Genomic DNA, 24,976 nt, shown 5'->3' on the forward strand with positions numbered 1-24,976 from the left:
AAGACAGTTACAATAAAAACATATCACAAGGATTGGAAGGTAGATGTGCATGGCTGACGAAATACGCAGGAATATGGCATTATTTCCTATCGGAATCGTTATGAAGCTGACGGATTTAACTGCGAGACAAATCCGGTATTATGAGCAGCATGAGCTGATTGTGCCCGCGCGCACAAATGGCAATCAACGCCTGTTTTCTTTTAACGATGTAGAGCGCTTGCTGGAAATCAAGTCATTGATTGAGAAAGGCGTCAACATTGCCGGCATCAAGCAGGTAATGAACCCGGTCTCGAAGGAGTCCGAGGAAGCAACCGTCATTACAGATCAGACGGAGACGAAGCGCCGCGAGCTGTCGGATACACAGCTACACCGCATGTTGAAGCAGCAGCTTCTAGAGAAGAGACCGGGCAAGGCCTCGCTCATTCAAGGCCAGTTGTCCCGTTTCTATAGCAACAAGCCATAGCTGCTGCTGCAGGCTGGCGCACAAGAGAGAAGTAAAGTTTGAATTCTAACGAGGCTAAGGAGAGGATACTGTGGGCTTTACAAGAGAAGACATCTCGCGCATTGCGGAAGAGCAAAATGTTCGTTTTATCCGGTTGCAATTTACCGATTTGCTTGGAACGATCAAAAATGTGGAAATTCCAGTGAGCCAACTGGAGAAAGCGCTTGACAACAAAATGATGTTTGACGGTTCCTCCATTGAAGGCTATGTACGCATCGAGGAATCCGACATGTACCTTTATCCAGACCTGGACACATGGGTAGTGTTCCCTTGGGTAACAGAGAACCGTGTTGCTCGTCTGATCTGTGATATTTACATGCCGGACGGCACGCCGTTCGCCGGAGACCCGCGCGGTATTCTCAAGCGTTGTCTGAAGGAAGCGGAGGATATGGGCTTTACTGCCATGAACGTAGGTCCTGAGCCGGAGTTCTTCCTGTTCAAAACCGACGAGAAGGGCGAGCCGACAGCCGAGCTGAATGACCAGGGAGGTTACTTCGACTTGGCTCCGACTGACCTTGGCGAAAATTGCCGCCGCGAGATCGTGCTGACACTGGAGGAGATGGGCTTCGAGATTGAAGCATCTCACCATGAGGTTGCGCCTGGCCAACATGAGATCGACTTCAAATATGCCGATGCGGTTAAGGCAGCCGATCAGATTCAGACCTTCAAGCTGGTCGTCAAGACTGTCGCGCGTCAGCACGGATTGCATGCGACCTTTATGCCGAAGCCGCTATTTGGTGTAAATGGTTCAGGCATGCATTGTCACCAGTCGCTGTTCCAAGGTGACAAGAACGCGTTCTACGACGAGAACGACAAGCTTGGTCTAAGCCAGACAGCGCGTTATTACATGGCAGGTCTGTTAAAGCATGCAAGAGCATGCGCAGCCATTACGAACCCGACGGTCAATTCGTACAAACGTCTGGTGCCTGGATATGAAGCGCCTTGCTACGTAGCCTGGTCGGCCAGCAACCGCAGCCCGATGATCCGTATTCCGGCCTCACGCGGCTTGAGCACCAGGGTAGAGGTGCGTAACCCTGACCCGGCTGCCAACCCTTACCTGACCTTGGCTGTTATGCTGAAGGCTGGTCTGAATGGCATTAAGGAGAAGCTGCATCTGCCTGCGCCAACAGATCGCAATATCTATGTGATGACAGATGAGGAGCGCTCGGACGAAGGCATTCCTAGCCTGCCGGCAGATCTCAAGGAGGCGCTGGAAGAGCTGCTTCGTGACGGCGTCATCTGCGACGCGCTGGGCGACCACGCGCTGGCTCATTTTTACGAGCTGAAGGAGATTGAATGGGATATGTACCGCACCCAGGTTCACCAATGGGAACGGGATCAATATCTGACGTTGTATTAAGCGAGGTATTCCAGTAATGGAGCTGGTATAAGAGGTTTTATTGGGGGCAGCTGGGGACAGATTCATTCATTGGATGATGGATCTGCCCCCGGATTGCCCCCATATTTTATGTTTCGGTCCCTCAACGCGGCAGAGTTCCAGAAAGCCACTTTTGATATTTGCTGTATCCGTTCTTCTCTCCCCGATATTCATAGCCATGTTGTCTATAAAAATGGTTCAGCTTGGTGCTGAATGCGACACAGTCGAGCTTGATGCTGGCAAATTGTCCTGCCAGTTCATGCTCCACCCACGTCATAATCTGACTTCCGATGCCGTGGCCAGCATACTTGCGGTTGACTACAAGCCGATGCAGGTAGACTGCCGACTCTCTATCCGTAGTGTCGTCTCCCCAGAGATTACGATCCCACTCGCTCGGCTGCTGCTGTAAGATGACAGAGCCTACAAGCTCCTGACTGGTTGAATGCCGGAAGGCAAATACCTCCCTGCGACGTATGGCGGCAGCCGTATTATGATGATCCAGGCCCTGCAGCAAACCCGACCACTGTGTGGAGCCTGACTCCTTCAGCCATACTGCCGTATGCAAATATAGCTGGCTTATCGCTTGTTCATCCTCTTCAACTGCCATTGCAGCAAACACATTGCTGCTGATAGATACATTCCGAATCTTCGCAATTGCCATGATGCACCTCGCATACAAAGGGTTTAACTAATACTATACCATACATGGTGCATATGAAATGCGCGTTTGTATGGATTGCACGTAAAATAACTATTGGCACGGCGCTATATGTAGAAGCGCGAAGCGCCGATAATAAAAACTGCAGCCCCTCGCAGGGCTGCAGTCTTTCATTAAATCCGAATATCTATATTGCCCCCTACACCAGGGATTGCGCTTTGCTGCATCATTTTGACGAGATCATTGCTCTGCTGAACCGCTTGACCCTTCGCCAGGTTGGCAACCTTCATGCTTACTGCCTGGGCTAGCGAGGCCTGACTCATGACGCTGGATAGTGCTGCGATGTCCATTGATTACACCTCCTTACTATCTATATCGGGCAAACGATTGCCATTCGATAGAGGAGGAGAAATAATCATCCAGTCCAGCCAAGCCGCGAAGACATGACTGTCTAATGAATGTCGCGGAACAGGCCAACAACGCGGCCCAGAATCGTCACTTTCTTGAGACGAAGCGGCTCCATCGTGGAATTCTCCGGCTGCAGACGGATATGATCCCGCTCCTTGTAGAACGTCTTGACGGTCGCTTCATCCTCCTCCGTCATCGCGACTACGATGTCACCATTGTTAGCGGTCTGCTGTTGGCGAACAATGACATAATCACCATTATGAATGCCCGCCTCGATCATGCTGTCGCCCACGACACTCAGCATGAACATTTGGTTATCGCCAACAAAGTGGCTAGGCAGAGGGAAGTATTCCTCGATATTCTCTGTGGCAGTAATCGGCACCCCTGCGGTTACTCGGCCGACTACCGGTACCTTGGCGATATGAACGGGGAATGGAACCTCATCCTGGTTTTGATTCAATATCTCGATTGCACGCGGCTTGGTCGGGTCGCGCCGAATCAGTCCTTTCTTCTCAAGCCGGTCCAGATGGCCGTGAACGGTCGAGCTGGATGCCAGACCAACAGCCTCCCCGATCTCCCGAACAGAGGGCGGATAGCCCTTCTCTCTTACCTCATTCTTAATAAATTCCAATATCGTCTGTTGACGGTTCGACAGCTTCGACATTTTCACATACCCCCAGACAATCATTCTTGTGTCAAATTATAGCACAGAACCGGAGTTCGCACAAACATAAGTTCGTTGAAAATAAAACCTGTCCTTGGTAGAGGAATATATATATTGACACAAACAAGCGTTCGGTTTATTCTAGGTACAAGAACAAATGTTTGGGGTGTTGGATAATGAATCACTCTTACTATTATCAGGATATGGATGCACTTCGTGCCGCGGCGCGTGAGACCGTCAGCTCGGAGAGCAAGACGAACACGGGGAGCTCGCAGAGGATAAGGAATGGTTATGAGGCCGATGAGGTCAGCGGAAGAAGAAAGAGTGTCCTCCGTGTTATCATGGTCGTGCTGCTGCTGTCTATTGCTGTGTCCTGTGTAATGTTCGTACAGTCCAATGCTTCGGGGCGAAGCGTGGAACCATCCAATAACACAGCAATTGCGGGTTTAGAGGCACATGGCGGGCAACTTAAGCAAGCTGTAGAGGCGGAGTACATCATTGCTGCTTATGGAGATACAATTTGGAGCATTGCGAGGCGCTTTAAGCCGGTTAACGACGATCTAAGACAATATGTGTACCGGATTCAGCAGCTCAATGAACTGACGCATGGAGAGCTTCAAGTCGGACAAGTGATTCGCATACCTGATTAACGTTCGACTCGGGTGCAGCGTCATTCATTCATGGCTTTAATGTCTCTCGTCGCTTGACACTCCCCGTGGAAAATGTCAAAGTAGAGAGTGGATAGTTTTCAGGGAGGTAGCTCACAATGGGAAAACTGATTGACCGTATTAATGAATTGTCTAGAAAGAACAAGTCCGTCGGGCTGACTGACGAAGAGAAGGCTGAGCGCGAGGTGCTGAGGAAGCAATATCTGGAGATCTTCCGCGGCAATTTCCGCAACCAGCTCGATTCGATCGAATGGACAGACGAGGAGCCGCCTCTCAAGCATTAATGAACGACATGACATTTCCTATACCAATAGGCAGATCGAACCGTCAGGGCGATTGGTCTATTGGTTTGTGCTGTCTCGCGCGGAGAGGCGCTGGCCGCTGGTCGACAGTCAAGCTTCTCCGAACGGCAGCGGTTAACCATTCTTTTTCGGGAGGCATACTGGTATGAATTATCGTTTGCTTGGAAGAAGTGGGCTAGCGGTATCCGAGCTATGCTTAGGTACGATGACATTTGGCGGGGCGACATCTGAGGCCGACTCTATACAAATGATGCATCGTTTCTTTGACCAGGGCGGAAATTTTCTGGATACAGCAGATGTGTATGTGAACGGGCGTTCCGAAGAGATTGTCGGCAAGGCGATCCAGGGTCGTCGTGCAGAGGTTATTGTTGCAAGCAAGGTGAGAATGAAGGTAAGCGATGACATTAATGGTGCGGGCGTGTCGCGCAAGCATATTTTGGATGGCATAGATGCCAGCCTTCGGCGTTTGAACACAGACTATATTGATTTGTATCAGATGCATGTATGGGATCATGCGACTCCTATTGAGGAGACACTGCGGACATTGGATGATCTGGTTTCCTCCGGCAAGGTGAGGTATATCGGTTGTTCTAATTATTTCGCATGGCAGTTAATGAAATCACTCGCTTGCAGCGATGCGAATCGATACGTCCGTTTTGTGTCGATCCAGCCGCAATACAGCCTGGTCAGCCGTGAGATGGATCGGGAGATGATGTCGCTATGTCTGGAGGAGAATGTGGGCGTCATTCCATGGGCGCCGCTTGGCGGGGGATTTCTAACCGGAAGATATAGCCGGGTCGAGCCAGATAGCGGCAGGCTGACAGCCAAGGCCGGGGAGAGCTCCTGGATGTACAGAGCGACCGACAAGAACTTCGTTATTTTGGACACAGTGCTCCAGGCGGCTGCCGAGCTTGGGGTTACACCGGCTCAAATTTCACTCAATTGGCTGCTGCAGCGCAGAGGGATTACCTCTCCAATCTTTGGCGCAAGCACATTGGAGCAGTTCGAAGATAATATGGGGGCCACAGGCTGGACCATGCCGCAGGACATCTGGTCCCGTCTTGACGAGGCGAGTTCGCTGCCTTCTGAATATCCGAACCGCTTTATAGAGAAGTTTAAACGACCGTTATAGTAGAAGTGATACGATACATAGCTAGCGGAGTTACCTAACGCTACTCTATGCTTACAAGGAGGCAACTGCCATGTCCCGTTCCTGGGAGCGGATGGTTCGCAAAAATACGAGTGCAATCAATAAAAGTCGGAAGAAGCAGGGTGGTCAGGGATTTGTACCTGAGGCTTCCCGCATCGACCGGTTTAAAGGACGCAATTTTATTTTACCAACGGTCATTTTATTCTTTACCGGTTTTTACGCTTACGTCAGCTTTATTGCCCGTCAGGCGGTACCGGTAGAAGGGCAAGGAAGCGGCACGGATTCGCTATACTGGATCACGATCGTATGTTATGTCTTGCTGGCGATGCTCTTTTTCTTCCGCCGTCCTTATCTGAACGTGGCCAAGGAGTTCATTCAGACTCGGCGGATCACTGGCGACAAGATGTTGCGTGCCAGTGGCATTAGGAAAATTAGAGTTCAGGATGGCTATGTGGTCATTGAGCAGGTGAAGGGGCCGAGCTGGACATTTTCACGATTCCTGAACCGTTTCCCTACCGAGGACATGACTGCGCGCCTGAAGGCTTTCGCCAAGGAGAATCATGTTGAGTTTGTAGAGCAAGTCTAGGGCCTGTCTGAACACTCTGAACGGATCCGATCTTGTAGAATATTCGTTCCAGGCAAGGCGCTTTTTCGCAGGCGTACCGGGGGTGCGCCTGCGAAAAGGCAACGCAGCATGGGGCGAACAGCGGGGAGATGCCCTTGAACGGGTGTTCAGACACGACCTAACTCACGACCTAACTATTATTTTATTCAATATTTAAGGAGAGAACGTGCAGCATGGCTAAGAAAGCAATCTTGTTCGATTTAGATGATACACTACTATGGGATGACAGAAGCGTACAAGAGGCATTTGACGCAACCTGCGAATTAGCGTCAGAGCGGACAGGCGTTGATGCGCAGCAGTTGGAGAAGGCAGTGCGCGAGCAAGCTCGCGAGCTATATTCCTCCTATGAGACCTATCCGTTTACGACGATGATCGGTATTAATCCATTTGAGGGACTGTGGGCGAACTTCCGCGAAGGGGAGCAAGCTGAGTTCCGCAAGCTGGAGTCGCTGGCTCCATCGTATCGCAGAGCAGCATGGACAGCCGGATTGCTGGCGCTGGGTGTTGACAATGCCGAGCTTGGCGCTGAATTGGCCGAGCGTTTTCCTGCTGAACGCAGAGCCCGCGCGCTTGTCTATGATGATACGTTTCATGTGCTGGATCAACTGAAGGGACGCTACAAGCTGCTGCTGCTGACGAATGGCTCGCCGGATTTGCAACGTGAGAAGCTGGCTGGCGTGCCGGAGATCGCTCCTTATTTTGATCATATTATTATTTCGGGTGAATTTGGGCGTGGCAAGCCTGATGCTTCGATATTCAGGCATGCACTCCAGCTTCTGGAGATTGCTCCGGAGGAAGGGCTGATGGTAGGAGACAAGCTGACGACGGACGTGATCGGAGCGCTCGGAGTCGGTATGGATGCGGTATGGATTAACCGGCACCGAATTCAGCGCTCTGACGAGATTGTTCCTTCCTATGAAATTGATGAGCTGAAGGAGCTGCTGGACTTGCTTCCCAAGCTATAGGCAGCAACAGGTAAGGCGGCAACTTCTGTAAGCCACACCATGCAACAAAGCCCCGCGCTCCTCAGGGGAGGCGGGGCTGGCATGGCCATAGTAGATGTACTTACTTTGTAAAGGATGGGTCATTGAACGGTTGGGCAACCCAGCCTGCCGGCTCGATGAACAGTCGCACAGCAACAATCTGCCGATTGTCCATCAAAGTGAAGAAGTGAGGCTTCGACTCCGGCACAGAGATGACGTCTCCTGCCTGCAGCTCCACATCAAAGTAGCCGACATCGTCCGTTCCTTTGATGATGAAGATGCCCTTGCCAGCCGTAATGGCTCGTACCTCATCCTCGGTATGGGTGTGAACCTCTTCAAACTTTTTCAAGATTTCGTCAAGATTCGGAGTAGCATCCGAGAGGGCGACAATATCCCACGTTTTATAGCCGCGGCGGCTGGCCAGATCATTGATCTCTTCTTCATATGTGGACAGGATCGTCGCTTTATCCTCATCAGACAGAACAAATTGATTCTTTAGCTCAGTCGGAAGCTTGTCTGCATTCCAATGCTCGTATAATACCTCTTGTGAATTCAGGAATGCGCGAACCTTTTCCTCGTCTTCAATTCGTTCATTTGTGTTACGAATCCGAATTTGAGCCATTCTATTCCCTCTTTTCCCATAAGAAATGATGTAATACGATTATTATAAAGCAAAGCTTTGTTTCTGTCGACTGGAATTCCCTTTTCACCACCCTTAGTTTCTGTTAGACTAAACCTTAATGATCGCTTGGAAGGAAGTTCGAACATGACAAAACCGACGTTAAGAGAATTGATGCAGCAGCGCATTCTCATATTGGATGGCGCTATGGGCACGATGATACAGCAAGCGGGACTTGTCCCGGAAGATTTTGGCGGTGAAGAGCTGGACGGCTGCAACGAGATGCTCGTGCTGACACGGCCAGATGTGATTCAGTCTATTCATGAGCAGTATTTGGCGGCTGGCGCGGACATTATTGAGACCAATACATTTGGCGGAGCCAGTATCGTATTGATGGAGTATGACATACCCGAGAAGGCGCGGGAGATTAATCTTGCCGCGGCGGCGCTTGCGCGTGCAGCAGCGGACAAGTATTCAACGCCGGACAAGCCCCGTTATGTGGCGGGAGCTATCGGGCCGACGACGAAGACACTGTCTGTTACTGGCGGAGTTACTTTTGACCAATTGGTCGAAAGCTATTATGAACAGACGATTGCATTGATGGAAGGCGATGTCGATGCGCTGTTGCTGGAGACATGCCAGGATACGCTCAATGTGAAGGCGGGCAGCATTGCGATCCGCAAGGCGTTCGAGACGCTCGGGCGCAAGCTGCCGATTATGATCTCCGGCACGATCGAGCCGATGGGGACGACGCTTGCCGGACAGAACATTGAATCATTCTATATCTCACTGGAGCATCTTGATCCGGTATCGATCGGGCTGAACTGTGCGACAGGACCGGAATTCATGCGCGACCATATCCGCTCCCTCTCCGAAATATCCAAGGCGGCGATCAGTTGCTATCCGAATGCGGGGCTGCCGGATGAGAACGGCCATTATCACGAGTCGCCGGAGTCGCTGGCGAAGAAGATCGGGGCGTTTGCGGAGCAGGGCTGGCTCAATATGGCGGGGGGCTGCTGTGGTACAACACCGGAGCATATCCGTGCGCTGTCTGAACATCTGGCCGCTTATCCGCCGCGCACGAAGCCAGGGGTACATCCGCCGGCAGTGTCCGGCATCGAGACGGTCTATATTGAGAACGAGAACCGTCCTTACATGGTCGGCGAGCGGACGAACGTGCTGGGCTCCCGCAAGTTCAAGCGGCTGATCGTGGAGGGGAAATACGAGGAGGCGGCTGAGATTGCGCGTGCGCAGGTGAAGAACGGCGCGCATGTTATTGATGTCTGTCTGCAGGACCCTGACCGTGACGAGACAGAGGACATGAGCAAGTTCCTGGAGCTGGTAGTCAAGAAGGTGAAGGTGCCGCTCGTTATCGATACGACAGACCCCAAGGTCATCGACATGTCGTTGAAATACTCCCAGGGCAAGTCCATTATTAACTCCATTAACCTTGAAGATGGCGAAGAAAAATTCGAGCATGTAGTTCCAATTATCCATCGCTACGGAGCGGCGGCTGTCGTCGGTACGATCGATGAGCGTGGACAGGCTATTACCCGCGAGGACAAGCTGGAGGTTGCGCTGCGTTCTCATGACCTGCTTGTGCACAAATATGGGATGCAGGCCGAGGATATTATTTTCGACCCGCTCGTATTTCCGGTTGGTACTGGCGATGAGCAGTACATTGGCTCGGCCAAGGAGACGATTGAAGGCATCCGCATGATCAAGGAGGCGCTACCATCCTGTCAGACCATTCTGGGAATCAGCAATATTTCATTTGGTTTGCCGGAGGCAGGGCGCGAGGTGCTGAACTCGGTCTTTCTCTATGAATGTACGAAGGCGGGGCTGGATTACGCGATCGTCAATACAGAGAAGCTGGAGCGCTATGCTTCGATTCCGCAGGAGGAGCGTCGCTTGTCGGAGGAGCTGCTGTACAATACCAATGATGAGACGCTCGCCGCATTCGTTGCCGCTTTCCGCAACAAGAAGGTGGAGAAGAAGGAGAAGGCCAGCAATCTGACTCTTGAGGAGCGGCTTGCCTCCTATGTCGTTGAGGGAACGAAGGAGGGGCTGATTCCTGATCTTGAGTTGGCCTTGCAGAAATATACGCCGCTGGAGACGATTAACGGCCCGCTCATGAAGGGAATGGAAGAGGTCGGACGCCTGTTCAACAATAATGAGCTGATTGTTGCAGAGGTGCTGCAGAGCGCCGAGGTCATGAAGGCGTCTGTCGCCTACCTGGAGCAGTTCATGGAGAAGACGGAGTCCGCAGTTAAGGGCAAGATTATTCTGGCGACCGTGAAGGGCGATGTTCATGACATCGGCAAAAACCTGGTGGAGATCATCCTGTCCAATAACGGCTACAAAATTATCAATCTGGGGATCAAGGTGCCGCCAGAGCAACTGATCGAAGCGTATCGCAAGGAGCCGGTCGATGCGATCGGTCTGTCGGGACTGCTCGTCAAATCGGCCCAGCAGATGGTCATTACTGCTCAGGATCTGCGCAATGCCGGCATCAGTGCTCCGATTATGGTAGGGGGAGCGGCGTTAACTCGCAAGTTCACGAAGACGCGCATCGGCCCGGAATACGATGGACTCGTCCTGTACGCCAAGGATGCAATGGATGGACTGGATCTGGCCAACAAGCTGACGGATAAGGTGCATCGGCAAAGACTGGAGGAGGAACATGCCGCCATGAAGGCAGAGGGAGCGGTTGCGGTCGCGGAAACGCCTGAGCTGCCGAAGCTGACACGTATTGAGCGTTCGAAGATTTCTCAGGAAGCGCCGGTATTTGTTCCGCCTGATCTGGAGCGTCATGTGCTGCGTCATGTGCCGATCGGCCATATTGTCCCCTATGTGAACATGCAGATGCTGCTGGGGCATCATCTGGGTGTGCGGGGCAAGGTGGAGCAACTGATTGCAGAAGGACATGAGAAGACGATTCAACTGAAGGAGACCGTGGACAGCATACTGAAGGAAGCGAACGAAGAGGGGACGATTCAGGCGCACGGCATGTATCGTTTCTTCCCGGCTCAGTCCGAGGGGAACAACATTATCATCTATGACCCGGACAATCATGCGAAGGAGATCAAGCGCTTCAGCTTCCCGCGGCAGCAGGTGGAGCCGTACCTGTGTCTGGCCGATTATCTCAAATCGGTGGAGAGCGGCATCATGGATTATGTCGGCTTCCTCGTTGTGACGGCAGGCGAAGGAGTGCGCGAGAAGGCCACGGTGCTCAAGGATAATGGCGATTATCTGCGCTCGCATGCGCTGCAATCGGTAGCTCTTGAGGTGGCTGAAGGCTTGGCAGAGCGAGTGCATCATATGATGCGTGATGTATGGGGCTTCCCTGATCCGCAAGAAATGACGATGAAGCAGCGGCTAGGTGCCCGTTACCAGGGAATTCGCGTCTCCTTCGGCTATCCGGCCTGTCCGAATCTGGAGGATCAGGAGCCGTTATTCGAGCTGATGCGGCCTGAGGACATCGGAGTGCAGTTGACAGAGGGCTTTATGATGGAGCCGGAAGCATCCGTATCTGCGATGGTGTTCGCTCATCCCGAGGCGCAGTACTTCAACGTCGAAAAAGCATAGGCGCAAGCAGGTGAAGCCGCCAGAACCGCTGCCTTGCAGTTGGCTCTGGCGGCTTCATGCTGTCCACCAGTATAATAGGGGAATTTCCCGTTTCCCGGGAAATCGCAGGATATGACAGTCTGCTGCCTGCTCATTGAATGGCGCTATTTCGCCATGCGTCGCTTTTGAGCGGTATGCCGGCAACATATGGGGGAGGGAGCCAGGGACACTTCTATATGTTGTTGGCACCGTACAGAGGCTTGCCGGCATACAGTGGAGAACCACTGTTGAAAAACGATGATTTACGAAGAAATTTGCTGTCGGCACAACAAAATTTCATTGCAGCGCGAACGTGTATTCTGTAAAATGAGGAGTAAGCAATGAGGCTCAATGTCACGGACTGGCAGAGATCCGCGGCGCGAGGCGCGCACGGTCGCGTCTGTGGAAGCCAATGCATGCGGCATCCCTCTGTCTACATAGCAACAACGCTTTCCCTGCCTGTGCGGGGAATTATTTTTATGTATGATTTATAAGTGAAGCGGCTTATACCTGACTTAGATCTACGCGATACGGAGCTTTGCCAATCAAGGCGGGAAGCAGCCGTTTGCGCTTGGGTCAGGACGTTAGCTTCGCCAAATTTGGTGCGGGGTGACTGCATGCTGAACAAGAAGTCTCTCATTGAATTGATTGATGAATTGCGTAAAAATGAAAATATTGCCCACTGGTACGAAATGCCGCCACAGGAGGCCAAGACGCGACCCATCCCGGAAGGTGTTGACCCGCGAATTCGGGAGGCTCTGCATCGCCGGGGCATATCGGAGCTCTATACGCACCAGGAAACGGCATATCGTACCGTAGCCGCCAAGGAAAATATCGTAGCGGTGACGCCGACAGCATCCGGCAAAACGCTATGCTACAACCTGCCTGTACTCCAGGCCATCGCTAATGATGATATGAGCAGGGCATTGTATCTGTTCCCGACGAAGGCCTTGTCACAGGATCAAAAGAGCGAGCTTAACGAAATAATAGACGAGATGGGCATTGACATTAAGAGTTATACCTACGACGGGGATACGTCGCCTGCCATCCGGCAGATTGTCAGACAAGCCGGACATATCGTGATTACGAACCCGGACATGCTGCATTCAGCCATATTGCCGCATCATACCAAATGGGTGAACCTGTTTGAAAATTTAAAGTTCATCGTCATTGACGAGCTGCACACCTATCGAGGCGTATTCGGCAGTCATGTTGCGAATGTTATTCGCAGGCTGCGACGGATCTGCCGATTCTATGGGAGCGATCCGACCTTCATATGCACATCGGCGACAATTGCCAATCCGAGGGAGCTGGCCGAGCAATTAACAGGCAGCCCCATGCGGCTCATTAACGATAATGGAGCGCCGCGCGGACGCAAGCACTTCGTGTTTTACAACCCCCCGATTGTAAATGCGCCGCTTAACATCAGGAAGAGTGCGACCGTTGAAGTCAATGACCTGGCCAAGAGCTTCCTGAGACATAAGATTCAAACCATCGTATTTGCCCGCAGCCGCGTGAGAGTCGAGATTATCCTCAGTCATATTCAGGAGCTGGTCAAAAACGAGCTGGGCACAAAGTCGATTCGCGGTTACCGGGGAGGATACCTCCCGAAGCAACGCAGAGAAATCGAGCGCGGACTTAGAGATGGCGAAATTCTGGGTGTCGTAAGTACGAACGCGCTGGAGCTGGGCGTAGATATAGGGCAGCTTCAAGTCTGCATCATGACCGGATACCCGGGCAGCATAGCCAGCACCTGGCAGCAGGCCGGGCGTGCGGGAAGGCGGCATGGGGAGGCTCTGATCATTATGGTGGCCAGCTCAACACCGCTCGATCAGTATATCGTTCAGAACCCGGATTACTTCTTTGAGCGTACACCGGAGCATGCGCGGATTAACCCGGAGAACCTGCTGATTCTGGTGGATCATTTGCGGTGTGCAGCCTATGAGCTCCCATTCAAAGCGGATGAGGAATTCGGCCCGCTCGACGTCACGGATATACTGGAATACCTCCAGGAGGAACGTGTGCTGCATCGCAACGGAGATACCTTCTATTGGTCGGCGCAATCCTTCCCGGCAAGCGAGATCAGCCTGCGTTCCGCATCCCAGGAAAATGTGGTGATCATCGATCAATCTCATGTCGCCGCGGTAAAAATTATCGGTGAAATGGATCGCTTCAGTGCGATGACCCTGCTGCATGACGAGGCCATCTATTTGCACGAGGGCGTGCAGTATCAGGTGGAGAAGCTGGACTGGGAGCACAAGAAGGCCTATGTTCGCGAGGTAGACGTTGAATACTACACGGATGCTAACCTGGCCGTCAATCTGAAGGTGCTGGAGATTGACCGGACGAGTGATCGAGGACAGGCCGCCATACACTTTGGGGATGTTGCGGTGAATATGATTCCTACTATATTCAAGAAAATTAAACTGACCACGTTCGAGAACATAGGCTCTGGCCCGATTCATCTGCCAGAAGAAGAATTGCATACAAGCGCTACGTGGCTGGAGCTGAAGCAGGTAGACCCCGAGATCGGCGTGAAGACATTGGAGCAGTTGCTGCTGGGGATCGCGAACGTGTTGCAGCACATCGTCCCTGTACTGGTTATGTGTGACCGTGGAGATGTCCATGTCACTCCTCAGATCAAAGCAGCCCACACAGGGCTGCCTACGATCTTTATCTATGACCACTACCCCGGAGGCATCGGGTTAGCGGATAACGTGTACAAGCGTTTTGACGAAGTGCGGGAGTCAGCCAAAAATCTGATCAGGAAATGTCCTTGCAAGGAGGGCTGCCCGTCATGTATTGGATCCGAAATAGCAGGAATGAACGGGAAACACAAAAGCATAGAGCTTTTGAGCCTTCTATAGTCAGGGTTGAATCGAATGGGGAGATGGACTCGATAGGCAAGTCCCAGGGACAGCAGTTCAATGATGCTGCTGGTGAAATCGGAGGAGAGCGGATGAGCAGACTGCGAGAGCGCATGAACCGGCTGCTGGGCAAGCCGAGCGGAGGTATAGAGCAGACAGAGCTGACGGATACGGAAGGAACGGAGACGCTGCAAGATGTGCCGCCCACGGCGCGAGGGCAGGAGCCTGGGCCTGCAGTGTGCGAGGAGCAGGTTGCTGCTGAGGCGCAAATGGCCGCTGCCGTCATGCCGGATGTGGCCGTCACGCCTGTGCTTGATGCTTATGCCGCAGTATGGCAGCGGCTGGGCGTTACGGAGCGACATAACAGTTGGGGGAGTTATCTGGCGCGTGAGGTAAGGTATCCATTGACCCATCGTCATGGTCACCATCAACTGTCGGAGCTGCTGGAGGCGTCCACGGCGCTTGCCGCCTTCCATCCTGAGGGTAGTGGCGCAGATGAGGCGGAGCCCGCTGCGGATAATCTGCTGTACCTGGATCTGGAGACGACGGGCCTGGGAGCAGGCGCGGGCAATATTCCGTTCATGGTCGGATTGGCTTATGTGGAGCGGCAACAGCTCGTCATTATGCAATATTTGATTCGACATCCGGCAGAGGAGCGCGCCATGCTTGCTGACTTGAAGGCGAAGCTGGACGATTATCGCTACTTGGTCACGTATAACGGGCGCACGTTCGACTGGCCGGTGCTGGCGAGCCGATTCATTATAAATGGGCTGGGCCGAGTGGAGCTGAAGCTGCGGCATCTCGACTTTCTTCATCCGTCGCGCAGCATCTGGCGCAATACGCTGGCCTCCTGCAAGCTGAGCCATGTCGAGGAGGAGCGGCTTGGCATCTTCAGAGTGGACGATGTGCCTGGCTCGCAGGCGCCGGAAATCTATTTCCGATTTCTCGCTGACGCGAACCCGCAGCCGCTGGAGGGAGTATTTGTCCATAATGAGCTGGACATGCTGGCGATGGCCTGTCTATCGATTCGCTTCGGCAGGCTGCTGGCTGGCAGAGTGATCGATGAGGTTTATCGCCCGGCAGAGACCGAGGAGCTGATTCGGACGGGGCTTTGGCTGGAGCGGATGAACTGCGCGGAGGTGGCGGAACCGCTGCTCGAACGGGCGCTTGAGGCGGGGCGGAGAGCGGAGCCGTGCCTGCTGCTGCTGGCGGCAAGAGACAAGAAGCATGGCAATTGGGAGCGAGCTGTGGTATTGTGGCAAAAGGTGGCTCAATTGCACGAGGCGGCGCCTAAGGCAGCCGTCGAGGCTAATATTGAGCTTGCGATGTATTGTGAGCATCGCGTCAAAGACCTGCATGCTGCGCTCGCCTGTGCAGAGGCGGCACGCGAGCTGTTGATGAGCCGCCATCAATTGCAGCGTGCGGATGCCAAGCAGCGGGCTGAGCAAGCCGCGCTGGACAAACGGATTGACCGGCTGCAGCGGAAGCTGGATCGTTGCTAGGGTTGTGCATACATGCCCTGGCCGAGGGAGTGAGGGTACGGTGTTGAAAACAAAGCTACGGAAGCCGCAAGGTCTGCTAATTGACCTGGACGGCACCTTATACCATGGGGAGCGGCGCATTGACGGCGCGGATGAATGGATTGCCTCGCTGCGCGAGTGCGGTCTGCCCTTTCTGTTCGTGACGAATAACTCGACTGCAGCGCCAGAGCTGGTTGCTGCTCGACTGGAGCGTATGGGCATAACAGCCCGTGCGGATGAGGTCGTTACATCTGCCCAGGCCGCGGCAGCTTATATTGCCGAACACAGTCCGGGGGCAACGGTACATATTGTGGGCGAGGCAGGGCTGAAGCTTGCCGCTGCCGACGCAGGGCTGCAGCTCGTGGATAACGGCGAGGCTCGCTATGTGCTGCAGGGCCTGGATCGCGAGCTGGATTACAGCAAGCTGCAGCGTGCGGTCAGCCTGCTGCTAGGCGGTGCTGAATACATATTGACCAACCCGGATGTACTGCTGCCGTCAGATGACGGCTTGCTGCCTGGAGCCGGCTCGCTGTCAGCGCTGTTGTCAACTGCGTCAGGCGTGCAGCCGACGGTGATTGGCAAGCCGTCTCGCATTCTGGTGAGCTATGCGCTGCGCCGGATCGGCCTGGAGGCAGAGCAGACCTGGATGGTGGGCGATAATATGGCGACAGATATTGCGGCTGGTCATGGAGCCGGCTGTGGCACCGCGCTGGTGCTGACAGGGCTGACGACACTCGATAATCTGCCGCATTACATGGAACAGACCGGTATGCAGCCAGATGGCGTGTTTGCGGATCTGCGCCAGTTGAACACGTATATTTTATCGATGCTGGGGACATAAGAGAAGGAAGATGCTTCTAGAGATCAGGGAGGAAGATGAACGAATGCCTGAATGGCCGGAGATGGAAACATATCGGGCGATGCTGACCAAGCATGTGGCTGGGAAGAGCATCCGCTCGGTCGAGATTGCAAGAGAGAAGAGTGTCAATGTCGATGCCGAGCAGTTCAAGCGCGAGCTTGAAGGCAGAACGATCTGGTTTATCGAGCGCCGTGGCAAATATATATTATTTCATCTGGATAATGGCAAGCGGTTGCTGCTGCACCTGATGCTGGGCGGCCTGCTGTACTATGGCTCGGATGAGCAGGATCGGCCGGATCGGACCGTACAGGTGACGCTGACATTTGAGCAAGGGCATTTATACTTTATCGGGTTACGATTAGGATTTCTGCATTATCTGTCGGTGAAGGAGGTGGAGGCGCGCCTTGCGGAGCTGGGACCGGATCCATTCGACAAGCGATTGACGCTGGAGAACTTCAAGGCGAGATTGCAGAGCAAGCGCAGCGCGCTCAAGAACGCGCTCGTTGACCAGCATGTGCTCTCAGGGATCGGCAACTGCTATGCCGACGAGATCGCCTTCACAGCAGGTATTCGCCCGGACAGGAAGCTGACTACGCTTGACGAGACGGAGCTGGAGCGGCTCTATCATGCGATGCATAAGGTGCTGCGTGATGCGGCTGACAAGGGCGGTTATATGGAGCTGCCGTTTACCCGAGACGATGAGCTCACTGGGGGCTATAACAGCCAATGCCTCGTCTATGACCGGGGCGGCGAGCCGTGTGTGCAGTGCGGGACAGCGATTGTGAAGACCGAGATGTCCTCGCGCAAAGTATTTTACTGCCCTAATTGTCAAAAGGAGAGCTGATTCCATGCCTCAATTCGGCAGTCATGTTAGCATTGGCCATGGATATGCGGCAGCCGCGCACGCTGCGCTTCACCAAGGGGGCGGCTCGTTTCAATATTTCCCGAAAAATCCGCGCAGCCTTGGCGTCAAAGCATTCGACCGCAAGGACGCGGCCCGTTGTGCGGCGCTATGCAAGGAGCATGGCTTGTTGTCCATCGCTCATGCCCCGTATCCGGTCAATCTGGCTGCCGATAATGAGCAGCAGCAAGAAGTCACAGTTGCATCGCTGCTGAATGATCTTGATATTGCCGAGAGCTGCGGTTCAGTCGGCGTGGTCGTGCATTTTGGCATTTACAAAGGAAAAGACCCGTTACAAGGCTACAAAAATATAATACAATGTTTGGATAAGACACTGTCGCAGTGGGAGGGGCATGCCAAGCTGCTGCTGGAGAATCAGGCGGGTGACCATGCATCCATGGGCACCACCTTCGAGGAGCTGGTGCAGGTTCGCCTGCTGTCGCGCTATGCGGAGCAGATCGCCTTTTGCCTGGATACATGCCATCTGTTCGCCAGCGGAGTGTGGAGCGATCCACAGGAGCTGTCCTTTGCCGACAAGGCGCGGGCGACAGGCTATATGGCGCATCTGGCTGCGGTTCATCTGAACGACTCGGCTTACCCCTCCGGCTCTGCACGCGACCGCCACGCCGTAGTCGGCCAAGGCTGGATTGGGGAGAGTGGACTGCGTCGCTTCATACAGCTCCCCGAGCTTGCCGGACTTCCGGTGGTGCTGGAAACAGCGAAGGACCCCGATGGCACGCATCGGGAGCAGATCGGGCGGCTGAGACAGTGGATGGATGAAAAGGAGGCAGCCTGTGATGATTCACCTTTATCTTGATGATTACAGACGTTGTCCAACCGGATTTGTGCTGGCTCTGAATGCGGAGGAATGTATCCTGCTTCTCGATCAGGAGGAGATTGGCATACTGTCGCTTGATTTTGATCTGGGATGGGGCGAGCCGACCGGCATGGAGGTTGCCAAGCATATCGTAAGCAGCGGACGCTATCCGCAGGAAATCTATTTGCACACCTCTTCACCTGCCGGCAAAATGAAAATGTACCAGCATCTGTCCCAGCATGCTCCCGAAGGGGTGCTGCTGCATTTTGGCCCGATGGCAGATTCGGATGAGGCGCTGAGAGGCTTTGCGCAGCGGCAGGGGGAGCGAGATATACAACATGGCGGCTAGCCCCTGACAGGGGCTGCTGTGCTACAGAAAGGCGGTAACGCATGATTTATTTGAATGATCTCTATTTGCGTCGCGAGGAGCGCGTCATTCTGGACGGCGTAACGATACAGATGAACCCCGGTGAGCACTGGGTCATCCTGGGCAAGAACGGCTCCGGCAAGACGACCTTGCTGGAAATGATGACCGGCTATATGTTCCCCAGCTCAGGCACTGTGGAGGTGCTGGGCAACCGATATGGTCAATGCGATGTGCGCGAGGTGCGCAAGCAGATCGGCTATATTAGCCAGTCCTTGATTGAGAAGCTCGCCCTTGCCGATCGGGTTTGGGAGGTTGTCGCAACGGGAGCTTTTGCATTCTTGCGCTTTTATCAGGAAATTCCGCAGGAGGTGCAGGAGCGCGCTTACGGGCTGCTGCAGAGCATGGGCATCGGACATCTGGCCGAACAGTCACTAGGCACTCTATCCCAGGGAGAACGCAAAAAGGCGCTGCTGGCTCGTGCCTTGATGGCTGATCCGAAGCTGCTTATACTGGACGAGCCTTGTGCCGGTCTGGACCTGTTCGAGCGCGAGAAGCTGCTCAAGGAGCTGAACCGATTGAGTCAGGAGAGCATGACGGCAGTGTATGTTACCCATCATATCGAGGAAATTATACCATTGTTTACTCATGTTGCACTGATCCATGAGGGCAAGGTAGCTGCCGCTGGGCCCAAGCGCGAGGTACTGACAGATGAACTGCTGAGTCAGGCCTATGATGTGCCGATCCAGGTGGAATGGACATACGACAGGCCATGGATCAAGGTGGGCGAGCAGGAGGGAAGACCGTGAGCCGCTGGATAGGTACGGCTAATAAAGGCTTTGCTCCTTACGCGATGGAGGAGCTGCGGCGGTTGCTTCACGACATTAAGTTTCAGCAGCTCAGCAGCGGTGAAGTGTTCAGCTTTGAGACCGAATTGGATCATGGGGCTGTACTGTCTGCTATTGCGCAGCACGAGCCGATCTTTTTGCGTCATATTCAGCCGATCGAGCGAACGATTCCGCTCAGCGGCATGGCTGACGATCTGCAGGAGCTGGGTGACGTGGTGCGCCATGCAGGCAGTCAATTTGCCGGGAAACGTACTGCGGTTCACATCCGCCGGGTCGAAGGAACCGTCTTCCCCTATTCGGCGGCAGATACGAAGGCGGTGGTCGATGCGGTGCTGCTGGAGCTGGGCAGCGAGCCGGCGCTCAAGCAGCCCGAGTGGATCATTTCCATCTATGCGACTAGGGATCAACTGCTGATCGGTTGGGGGACGCCGCAGGAGCTGCTGTCTGACTGGCCGGGAGGAGCCGTGCGCTTTCAGCGGGAGGACGGACAGGTGTCGCGCGCCAAGTTCAAGCTGCTGGAGGCGGAGCGGGCCTTTGGTCTTGATTTTGCCCAGTACAGATCAGCGCTAGATGTTGGCGCCGCGCCAGGCGGCTGGACATCGCTATTGCTGGAGCGCGGACTTGCAGTGACGGCGATCGATCCGGCCGAGCTGCACCCTTCGCTGCTGGCTTATCCCCGGCTGACGTATCTGAAGAAAAATGCGTCCGATGTCAAGCTTGCGCCAGACAGCTTCGACCTGCTCGTCTGTGACATGAGCTGGAGTCCGATGCAGATGTGCAAGCTGGTGCTGGAGCTTCAGGCGGCGCTTCGAAGCGGTGGGATAGCCGTCATTACGGTCAAGCTGATGCACCGCAAGCCGCTGCAGACCATTCGCGAGGTGCTGAGCAGGCTGCAGGAGGCATTCGAGATTCGCAAGGCGAAGCAACTGTTCCATAACCGGGACGAGATTACACTATGGCTGGAAAAAAAATAACCTGGGAAAGCATCCCGATGCAGGGCGCACACAGCGCCTTCGTCGCGATGCTTTTTTTCATATATAGCGTTGCGTGGCCAGGTCGTGTCTATCTGGAACGAAAGTTTGGCCAGACCATTTGATCCGTTCAGAGTGTTCAGACACGCCCTGAATCAGACGATAAGGAGGGCTTTAATTGAAGCAATGGAACACGGGAAGCATTATTCAAGACCGATATGAGATCGTGGGGGTGGCGGGGGCTGGAGGCATGGGCACCGTATACGAAGCGCGCGATGTCCGCTTGCCTGGCAAGCGTTGGGCGCTAAAACAGATGAGCAGACCGCCTGGAGCAGAGGGCTACCTGCAGGAGGCGCAACTGCTCATGCGGCTTCACCATCCCTGCTTGCCTGCGGTGGCTGACTATTTCGAGCGTGAGAATGGAGCCGAGGCGGTGCTGGTGACGGAGTTTATCGAGGGCAGTACACTCGGGCGCTATATGGAGAAGTGCGGCGGCGTGCTGCCGCCTGCTTCGCTGCTGTCGGTGGCTATTCAGCTCAGTGGTGTGCTGGATTATCTGCACCGTCAGCAGCCGCCAATCATTCACCGTGATTTGAAGCCGTCGAATGTCATGCTGGAGACAGGCGAGCGCATCAAGCTGATTGATTTCGGCATCGCCCGTTTTTTCCGTTTTGGCGCTGCTGCGGATACGCAATTGCTGGGGACTCCAGGCTTCGCGGCGCCCGAGCAGAGCGGCGGGGCGCAGACAGACGCCCGCACAGACCTCTACGGCTTCGGGGCACTGCTGTATTATATGGCAACAGGACTTTTGTACCATCCCGGAGCTGCCTGGGATGCACGTGAGCAGGGGAGCCATGCGGTACGCAACGCTCTCCAGTGGCATCATGCCATCTGGCGGCAGCTACCAGGCCTTGAGGGATTGATCTGCCGCCTGCTCTCGGCGGATTCGCGCCAGCGTCCAGCCTCTGCTGCTGAGGTCGGGGAAGCGCTGATGAACATCTCTAGGGAGTATATGCGCCTCCCGGGACAAGAGGCGTCAGGAGACGGACGAACCGTCTCTCTAGGCTCAGCCATGTCCATCCTAAGACCTAGACGGGTAGTCATAGCCTCCGTCTCTCCTGGCTCAGGGTCAACCTTCCTCACGCTGACGATGACGAAGCTGCTACAGCAACGGCAGATCGCCTGCAGCGCGATTGAGCACCCGCTGGTCTTGCCGGAGTGGCGGGCACTGCTCGCTCTGGACAATTCCGGCAAGGCGGGGCGCAGGGAGCAAGCTGCAATCTCGCTAGGCTATGAGCTGTACCGCGAGGAGATGGCAAGCTGGCTGATGCTCAGCTCTCCGAGCAAGGACCCGCGGGACGCCGATATTCGGCTAATGCAGTTGCTTGAGCAGCAGTCGGAGCAGGAGGAGCTGGCCTTGATCGACATATCCTCACATTGGCGCGAGCTGGAAAATACGTCATTGCTGCAGGAGGCGGAATTGCTGGTGCTGGTGGCTGATCCATGGCTGTCCAAGTGGGTACCAGATACGCTGCGTCGCTTGAAGCAGCTCGCTGCGCTTCGCCACAACCGCCATCTGCCGACCGTCTGGGTCGCGAATAAAGATGTCGCATTTTCCAGCCGAAGAGAATGGCTGTCGCTGCTTCCAGAACAACCCTGCGCCGCTGTGCCGCTGCTGGATGCTGGACGCTGGACACAGTGTGTCTGGGAGGGACGTTGGGCGACGGATGACGAGGATTGGCGGCGCACGCTGGAGCGTGTGCTGACACCATTGATGCAGCAGGCCATCCCCGTGCGCAGCTAGGCAGCTCGAAGCAGCCGCTTCTCCTGGATTGCGCGCGGCGAGTGTCATGCATGATAGAAAGAATATATGAAATTTATGAATTTGTCTTTCATTTCCAGTCGAGTAAACTTGCAATTCATCTACGTGTTCATTATCATAAATTTATTACAGACTGCCTCCAGAGGGTAACCGCTGAGCCGATACGCCCATGGAGGATGACTGTAGCTATGGGCAACCGAGGGATTCTGAAGTATTCAACTTGTTGAAATGTGGTGATAACGATGGAACAGGAACGTCTGCTGGTCGTTGAGGATGAGGACAGCATTGCACGCATATTGCAATTAGAATTGGAGCATGAAGGCTATACAGTCGGCAGGGCGGAGAATGGGCGACAGGGATTGGAGATGGCGGCGTCGGGGGAATGGGATCTCATGCTGCTGGATGTGATGCTCCCCGAATTGAACGGCATTGAGGTGCTGCGCAGACTGCGTAACAATGGGAATCAGATCCCGATCATTCTGCTGACGGCCAGAGATACGGTGCCGGACAAAGTAAGCGGCTTCGAGCACGGCGCCAATGATTATATTACGAAGCCGTTCGCCATGGAAGAGCTGCTGGCGCGTGTCCGCAACCTGCTGCGCATCTTCCAGCAGAAGAACAAGGAGGAGGGCGGAGCGGATGTACTCAAGGTCGCTGAGCTGACGATTGAGCTGCGCACGCGCAAGGTCTTCCGCAAGGAGGTGCCGATCGAGCTGACACCGCGCGAATTCGAGCTGCTTATTTTCCTTGCCGAGAATAAAAATCAGGAGAAATCCCGAGAGGAAATTTTGTCTGAGGTATGGGGCTATGATTTTATTGGGGAGACGAATCTGGTGGATGTGTACATCCGTTATTTGCGGCAAAAAATTGATAAAGGCTTCCGCTATAAGCTGATTCATACAGTGCGCGGTGTGGGCTATATGCTCAAGGAGCAGGAATAATGACGTTGCGCAAGCGTTTTACTCTATTTACAATTTTCTGGCTTATATTTATTTTGATTTTGTTTAATATATTTGTCTACTTCTATGTCATCAAAATTACAACCCGCAGCGAGCAGCAGCTCCTGATGAACAAGGTCAATCTGCTGCTGGAGAACAAACGGATTCAGCAGACGGACTCACTGGATGATCCTCACATCCTGAGTGAGTTCTATAATGTCAATGAGATGATTCGGATCGTCAGCGTGACGGGCAATATTATCAATCAGATCGGCTCGGATGAGGAGCTGCTGTCCATCCCGGTCAGCTTTAGCTGGAACAACTCGACAGGCATCGAGAATTATGCAGGCAAGCGTGTCGTCTATCTGCGGGTGCCGCTCTATGATAAAAATATGAATCTCACCGGGATGCTGGAAATTGTGCGCAAGCTGAACTCGCTGGACAGCTATCTGCAAATATTGGTGGGGGCGCTCGTCGTCACCTCGCTTGGCGCTGTGCTGTTCGCGATCTTCGGTACGTACTGGTTCACCTCGCGGCTGCTCGCTCCTATCTCGCATATGGTGCAGACGATGCGCGAGATCGACCGCAGCGGCAAGCTGCGACAGATCGAGCTGTCCAGCAATGAGGAGTCGGCGGAGCTGCAGCAGCTCATCCGCGCGTTTAATCAGATGATCGAGCGTCTGGAGCGAACGTTCGAGAGGCAAAAACGGTTCGTAGCCGATGCTTCCCATGAGCTGAAGACGCCACTGACAGTCATCTCCAGCTACGCCGGCATGCTCAAGCGTTGGGGGCGTGATGACGAGAAGGTAAGGGATGAGGCGATCGAGGCCATCTCCAAGGAAGCGCAGCGGCTGCAAAACCTGACTAAGTCGATGCTTGTGCTCGCCGAGGCAGAGCAGGAGGATTGGCTGCGTCTGAGCAGCTTCGATGTGGTGAAGGTGCTGGACGAGCTGGCGGGTATGCTGACGACCACCTTCCAGCGCACTATACGCATCCATTCCGAGCGCAACGGCGTCCAGATCGTTGCCGATAAGGATAAGCTGCGCCAGTTATTCGTTATCCTGCTGGATAATGCCATCAAGTACAGCAAGGAGCCCATCGATATTACCATCAGCACCGCCAAAAATACCGTCCGCGTCGATGTGAAGGACCGTGGGATCGGCATTCCCGAGCAGGAAATCCAGCATCTGTTCGAGCGTTTCTACCGGGTAGACGGCGCCCGCAGCCGGGCAACTGGCGGCGTGGGTCTCGGGCTAGCCATCGCCAAGCGAATCGTGGAGCTGCATAATGGCAACATTGATGTATTTAGCAAGCCGAACCAGGGAACGACCATTATCGTCCAGTTTCCCAAAAAAAACAACTGACCGGCACGTTAGCCAGTCAGTTGTTATGTACGCCCAGCATGGGCGTCATCTCTACGGTGAAAGTCCGGAATGGGGGCTGGCAAGCGCCTACCATTAGCCAAGAGCAAGGGTGTCCGTCGTGAGGCGGAATCTGAAGGAAGCA

23 protein-coding genes are annotated in these 24,976 nt (G+C 54.2%); 19 read left to right on the top strand and 4 right to left on the bottom strand.

Translation table 11 applies throughout. The features are described from left to right. The first annotated feature begins 49 nt into the window (after window positions 1-49). Both ACY1JZ_RS21330 and glnA read left to right on the top strand, forming a co-directional pair. Entirely contained in the window at window positions 50-463 is a 414-nt protein-coding gene (locus tag ACY1JZ_RS21330; RefSeq protein WP_270171385.1) for a MerR family transcriptional regulator, read from the top strand. Between the two features lie 70 nt (window positions 464-533). Continuing rightward, window positions 534-1,862 carry a type I glutamate--ammonia ligase gene (glnA, locus tag ACY1JZ_RS21335; protein WP_270171383.1) on the top strand — a complete coding sequence of 443 codons (1,329 nt, stop codon included), beginning with the start codon at window positions 534-536 and terminating at the stop codon, window positions 1,860-1,862. A gap of 121 nt (window positions 1,863-1,983) precedes the next feature. On the opposite strand, the gene ACY1JZ_RS21340 is transcribed toward glnA, so the two are convergent. The 3 genes from ACY1JZ_RS21340 to lexA all read right to left on the bottom strand — a co-directional run bounded on the left by ACY1JZ_RS21340 (window position 1,984) and on the right by lexA (window position 3,610). Further along, window positions 1,984-2,541: a GNAT family N-acetyltransferase gene (locus ACY1JZ_RS21340; RefSeq protein ID WP_462630857.1), complete on the bottom strand. Its 558-nt coding sequence runs from the start codon at window positions 2,539-2,541 to the stop codon at window positions 1,984-1,986. A 170-nt stretch (window positions 2,542-2,711) separates the two neighbouring features. Further along, window positions 2,712-2,888 (bottom strand): YjfB family protein, encoded by a 177-nt coding sequence (locus ACY1JZ_RS21345; RefSeq protein WP_462630858.1) that lies wholly within the window; start codon window positions 2,886-2,888, stop codon window positions 2,712-2,714. A 101-nt stretch (window positions 2,889-2,989) separates the two neighbouring features. Continuing rightward, complete coding sequence (lexA, locus tag ACY1JZ_RS21350) at window positions 2,990-3,610, bottom strand: transcriptional repressor LexA (protein WP_270171375.1); 621 nt, start codon at window positions 3,608-3,610, stop codon at window positions 2,990-2,992. Between the two features lie 176 nt (window positions 3,611-3,786). Between lexA and ACY1JZ_RS21355 the strand changes: the two genes are divergently transcribed. The 5 genes from ACY1JZ_RS21355 (at window position 3,787) to ACY1JZ_RS21375 (ending at window position 7,320) form a co-directional block, all read left to right on the top strand. Further along, window positions 3,787-4,260 carry a LysM peptidoglycan-binding domain-containing protein gene (locus ACY1JZ_RS21355; protein WP_462630859.1) on the top strand — a complete coding sequence of 158 codons (474 nt, stop codon included), beginning with the start codon at window positions 3,787-3,789 and terminating at the stop codon, window positions 4,258-4,260. A gap of 116 nt (window positions 4,261-4,376) precedes the next feature. Continuing rightward, window positions 4,377-4,562, top strand: a complete 186-nt coding sequence (locus tag ACY1JZ_RS21360) for a DUF896 domain-containing protein (protein ID WP_270171371.1) — start codon at window positions 4,377-4,379, stop codon at window positions 4,560-4,562. A 163-nt stretch (window positions 4,563-4,725) separates the two neighbouring features. Further along, window positions 4,726-5,712: an aldo/keto reductase gene (locus ACY1JZ_RS21365; protein ID WP_462630860.1), complete on the top strand. Its 987-nt coding sequence runs from the start codon at window positions 4,726-4,728 to the stop codon at window positions 5,710-5,712. A gap of 70 nt (window positions 5,713-5,782) precedes the next feature. After that, window positions 5,783-6,316, top strand: coding sequence for a hypothetical protein (locus ACY1JZ_RS21370; RefSeq protein ID WP_462630861.1), 534 nt, complete (start codon window positions 5,783-5,785; stop codon window positions 6,314-6,316). 212 nt (window positions 6,317-6,528) lie between these two features. Then, entirely contained in the window at window positions 6,529-7,320 is a 792-nt protein-coding gene (locus ACY1JZ_RS21375; RefSeq protein ID WP_270171365.1) for an HAD family hydrolase, read from the top strand. A 100-nt stretch (window positions 7,321-7,420) separates the two neighbouring features. Here the strand turns inward: ACY1JZ_RS21375 and ACY1JZ_RS21380 are convergent, their stop codons facing one another. Further along, window positions 7,421-7,960 carry a 1,2-dihydroxy-3-keto-5-methylthiopentene dioxygenase gene (locus ACY1JZ_RS21380; RefSeq protein WP_270171363.1) on the bottom strand — a complete coding sequence of 180 codons (540 nt, stop codon included), beginning with the start codon at window positions 7,958-7,960 and terminating at the stop codon, window positions 7,421-7,423. Between the two features lie 144 nt (window positions 7,961-8,104). On the opposite strand from ACY1JZ_RS21380, the gene metH reads away from it, so the two are divergent. The 12 genes from metH (at window position 8,105) to ACY1JZ_RS21440 (ending at window position 24,834) form a co-directional block, all read left to right on the top strand. Continuing rightward, complete coding sequence (metH, locus tag ACY1JZ_RS21385) at window positions 8,105-11,545, top strand: methionine synthase (RefSeq protein ID WP_462630862.1); 3,441 nt, start codon at window positions 8,105-8,107, stop codon at window positions 11,543-11,545. A gap of 638 nt (window positions 11,546-12,183) precedes the next feature. After that, the gene (locus tag ACY1JZ_RS21390; protein ID WP_462630872.1) at window positions 12,184-14,430 is read left to right on the top strand and encodes a DEAD/DEAH box helicase; all 2,247 of its coding nucleotides are present in this window, start codon (window positions 12,184-12,186) and stop codon (window positions 14,428-14,430) included. 92 nt (window positions 14,431-14,522) lie between these two features. Beyond that, window positions 14,523-15,932, top strand: a complete 1,410-nt coding sequence (locus tag ACY1JZ_RS21395; protein ID WP_462630863.1) for a ribonuclease H-like domain-containing protein — start codon at window positions 14,523-14,525, stop codon at window positions 15,930-15,932. A 40-nt stretch (window positions 15,933-15,972) separates the two neighbouring features. Then, complete coding sequence (locus ACY1JZ_RS21400; RefSeq protein WP_462630864.1) at window positions 15,973-16,791, top strand: HAD-IIA family hydrolase; 819 nt, start codon at window positions 15,973-15,975, stop codon at window positions 16,789-16,791. A 43-nt stretch (window positions 16,792-16,834) separates the two neighbouring features. Next, entirely contained in the window at window positions 16,835-17,653 is an 819-nt protein-coding gene (gene mutM / locus ACY1JZ_RS21405; protein ID WP_462630865.1) for a DNA-formamidopyrimidine glycosylase, read from the top strand. A gap of 4 nt (window positions 17,654-17,657) precedes the next feature. Further along, window positions 17,658-18,527, top strand: coding sequence for a deoxyribonuclease IV (locus ACY1JZ_RS21410; protein ID WP_462630866.1), 870 nt, complete (start codon window positions 17,658-17,660; stop codon window positions 18,525-18,527). After that, the gene (locus tag ACY1JZ_RS21415) at window positions 18,508-18,876 is read left to right on the top strand and encodes a cyclic-phosphate processing receiver domain-containing protein (RefSeq protein WP_270172500.1); all 369 of its coding nucleotides are present in this window, start codon (window positions 18,508-18,510) and stop codon (window positions 18,874-18,876) included. The genes ACY1JZ_RS21410 and ACY1JZ_RS21415 overlap by 20 nt, the downstream gene beginning before the upstream one ends. A 41-nt stretch (window positions 18,877-18,917) precedes the next feature. Beyond that, window positions 18,918-19,700, top strand: coding sequence for an ABC transporter ATP-binding protein (locus tag ACY1JZ_RS21420; protein WP_270171351.1), 783 nt, complete (start codon window positions 18,918-18,920; stop codon window positions 19,698-19,700). Beyond that, window positions 19,697-20,713, top strand: a complete 1,017-nt coding sequence (locus tag ACY1JZ_RS21425) for an SAM-dependent methyltransferase (protein ID WP_462630867.1) — start codon at window positions 19,697-19,699, stop codon at window positions 20,711-20,713. Before ACY1JZ_RS21420 ends, ACY1JZ_RS21425 begins: the two co-directional genes overlap by 4 nt. A gap of 175 nt (window positions 20,714-20,888) precedes the next feature. After that, a complete protein-coding gene (locus tag ACY1JZ_RS21430) occupies window positions 20,889-22,514 on the top strand; it encodes a serine/threonine-protein kinase (RefSeq protein ID WP_462630868.1) in 1,626 nt (541 codons plus the stop codon). A 260-nt stretch (window positions 22,515-22,774) separates the two neighbouring features. After that, window positions 22,775-23,473 carry a response regulator transcription factor gene (locus tag ACY1JZ_RS21435; protein WP_462630869.1) on the top strand — a complete coding sequence of 233 codons (699 nt, stop codon included), beginning with the start codon at window positions 22,775-22,777 and terminating at the stop codon, window positions 23,471-23,473. Further along, window positions 23,473-24,834, top strand: coding sequence for a sensor histidine kinase (locus ACY1JZ_RS21440; RefSeq protein WP_270171344.1), 1,362 nt, complete (start codon window positions 23,473-23,475; stop codon window positions 24,832-24,834). The genes ACY1JZ_RS21435 and ACY1JZ_RS21440 overlap by 1 nt, the downstream gene beginning before the upstream one ends. The last annotated feature ends 142 nt before the right edge of the window (window positions 24,835-24,976 follow it).

The sequence above is a fragment of the Paenibacillus sp. J5 genome (assembly GCF_054955055.1).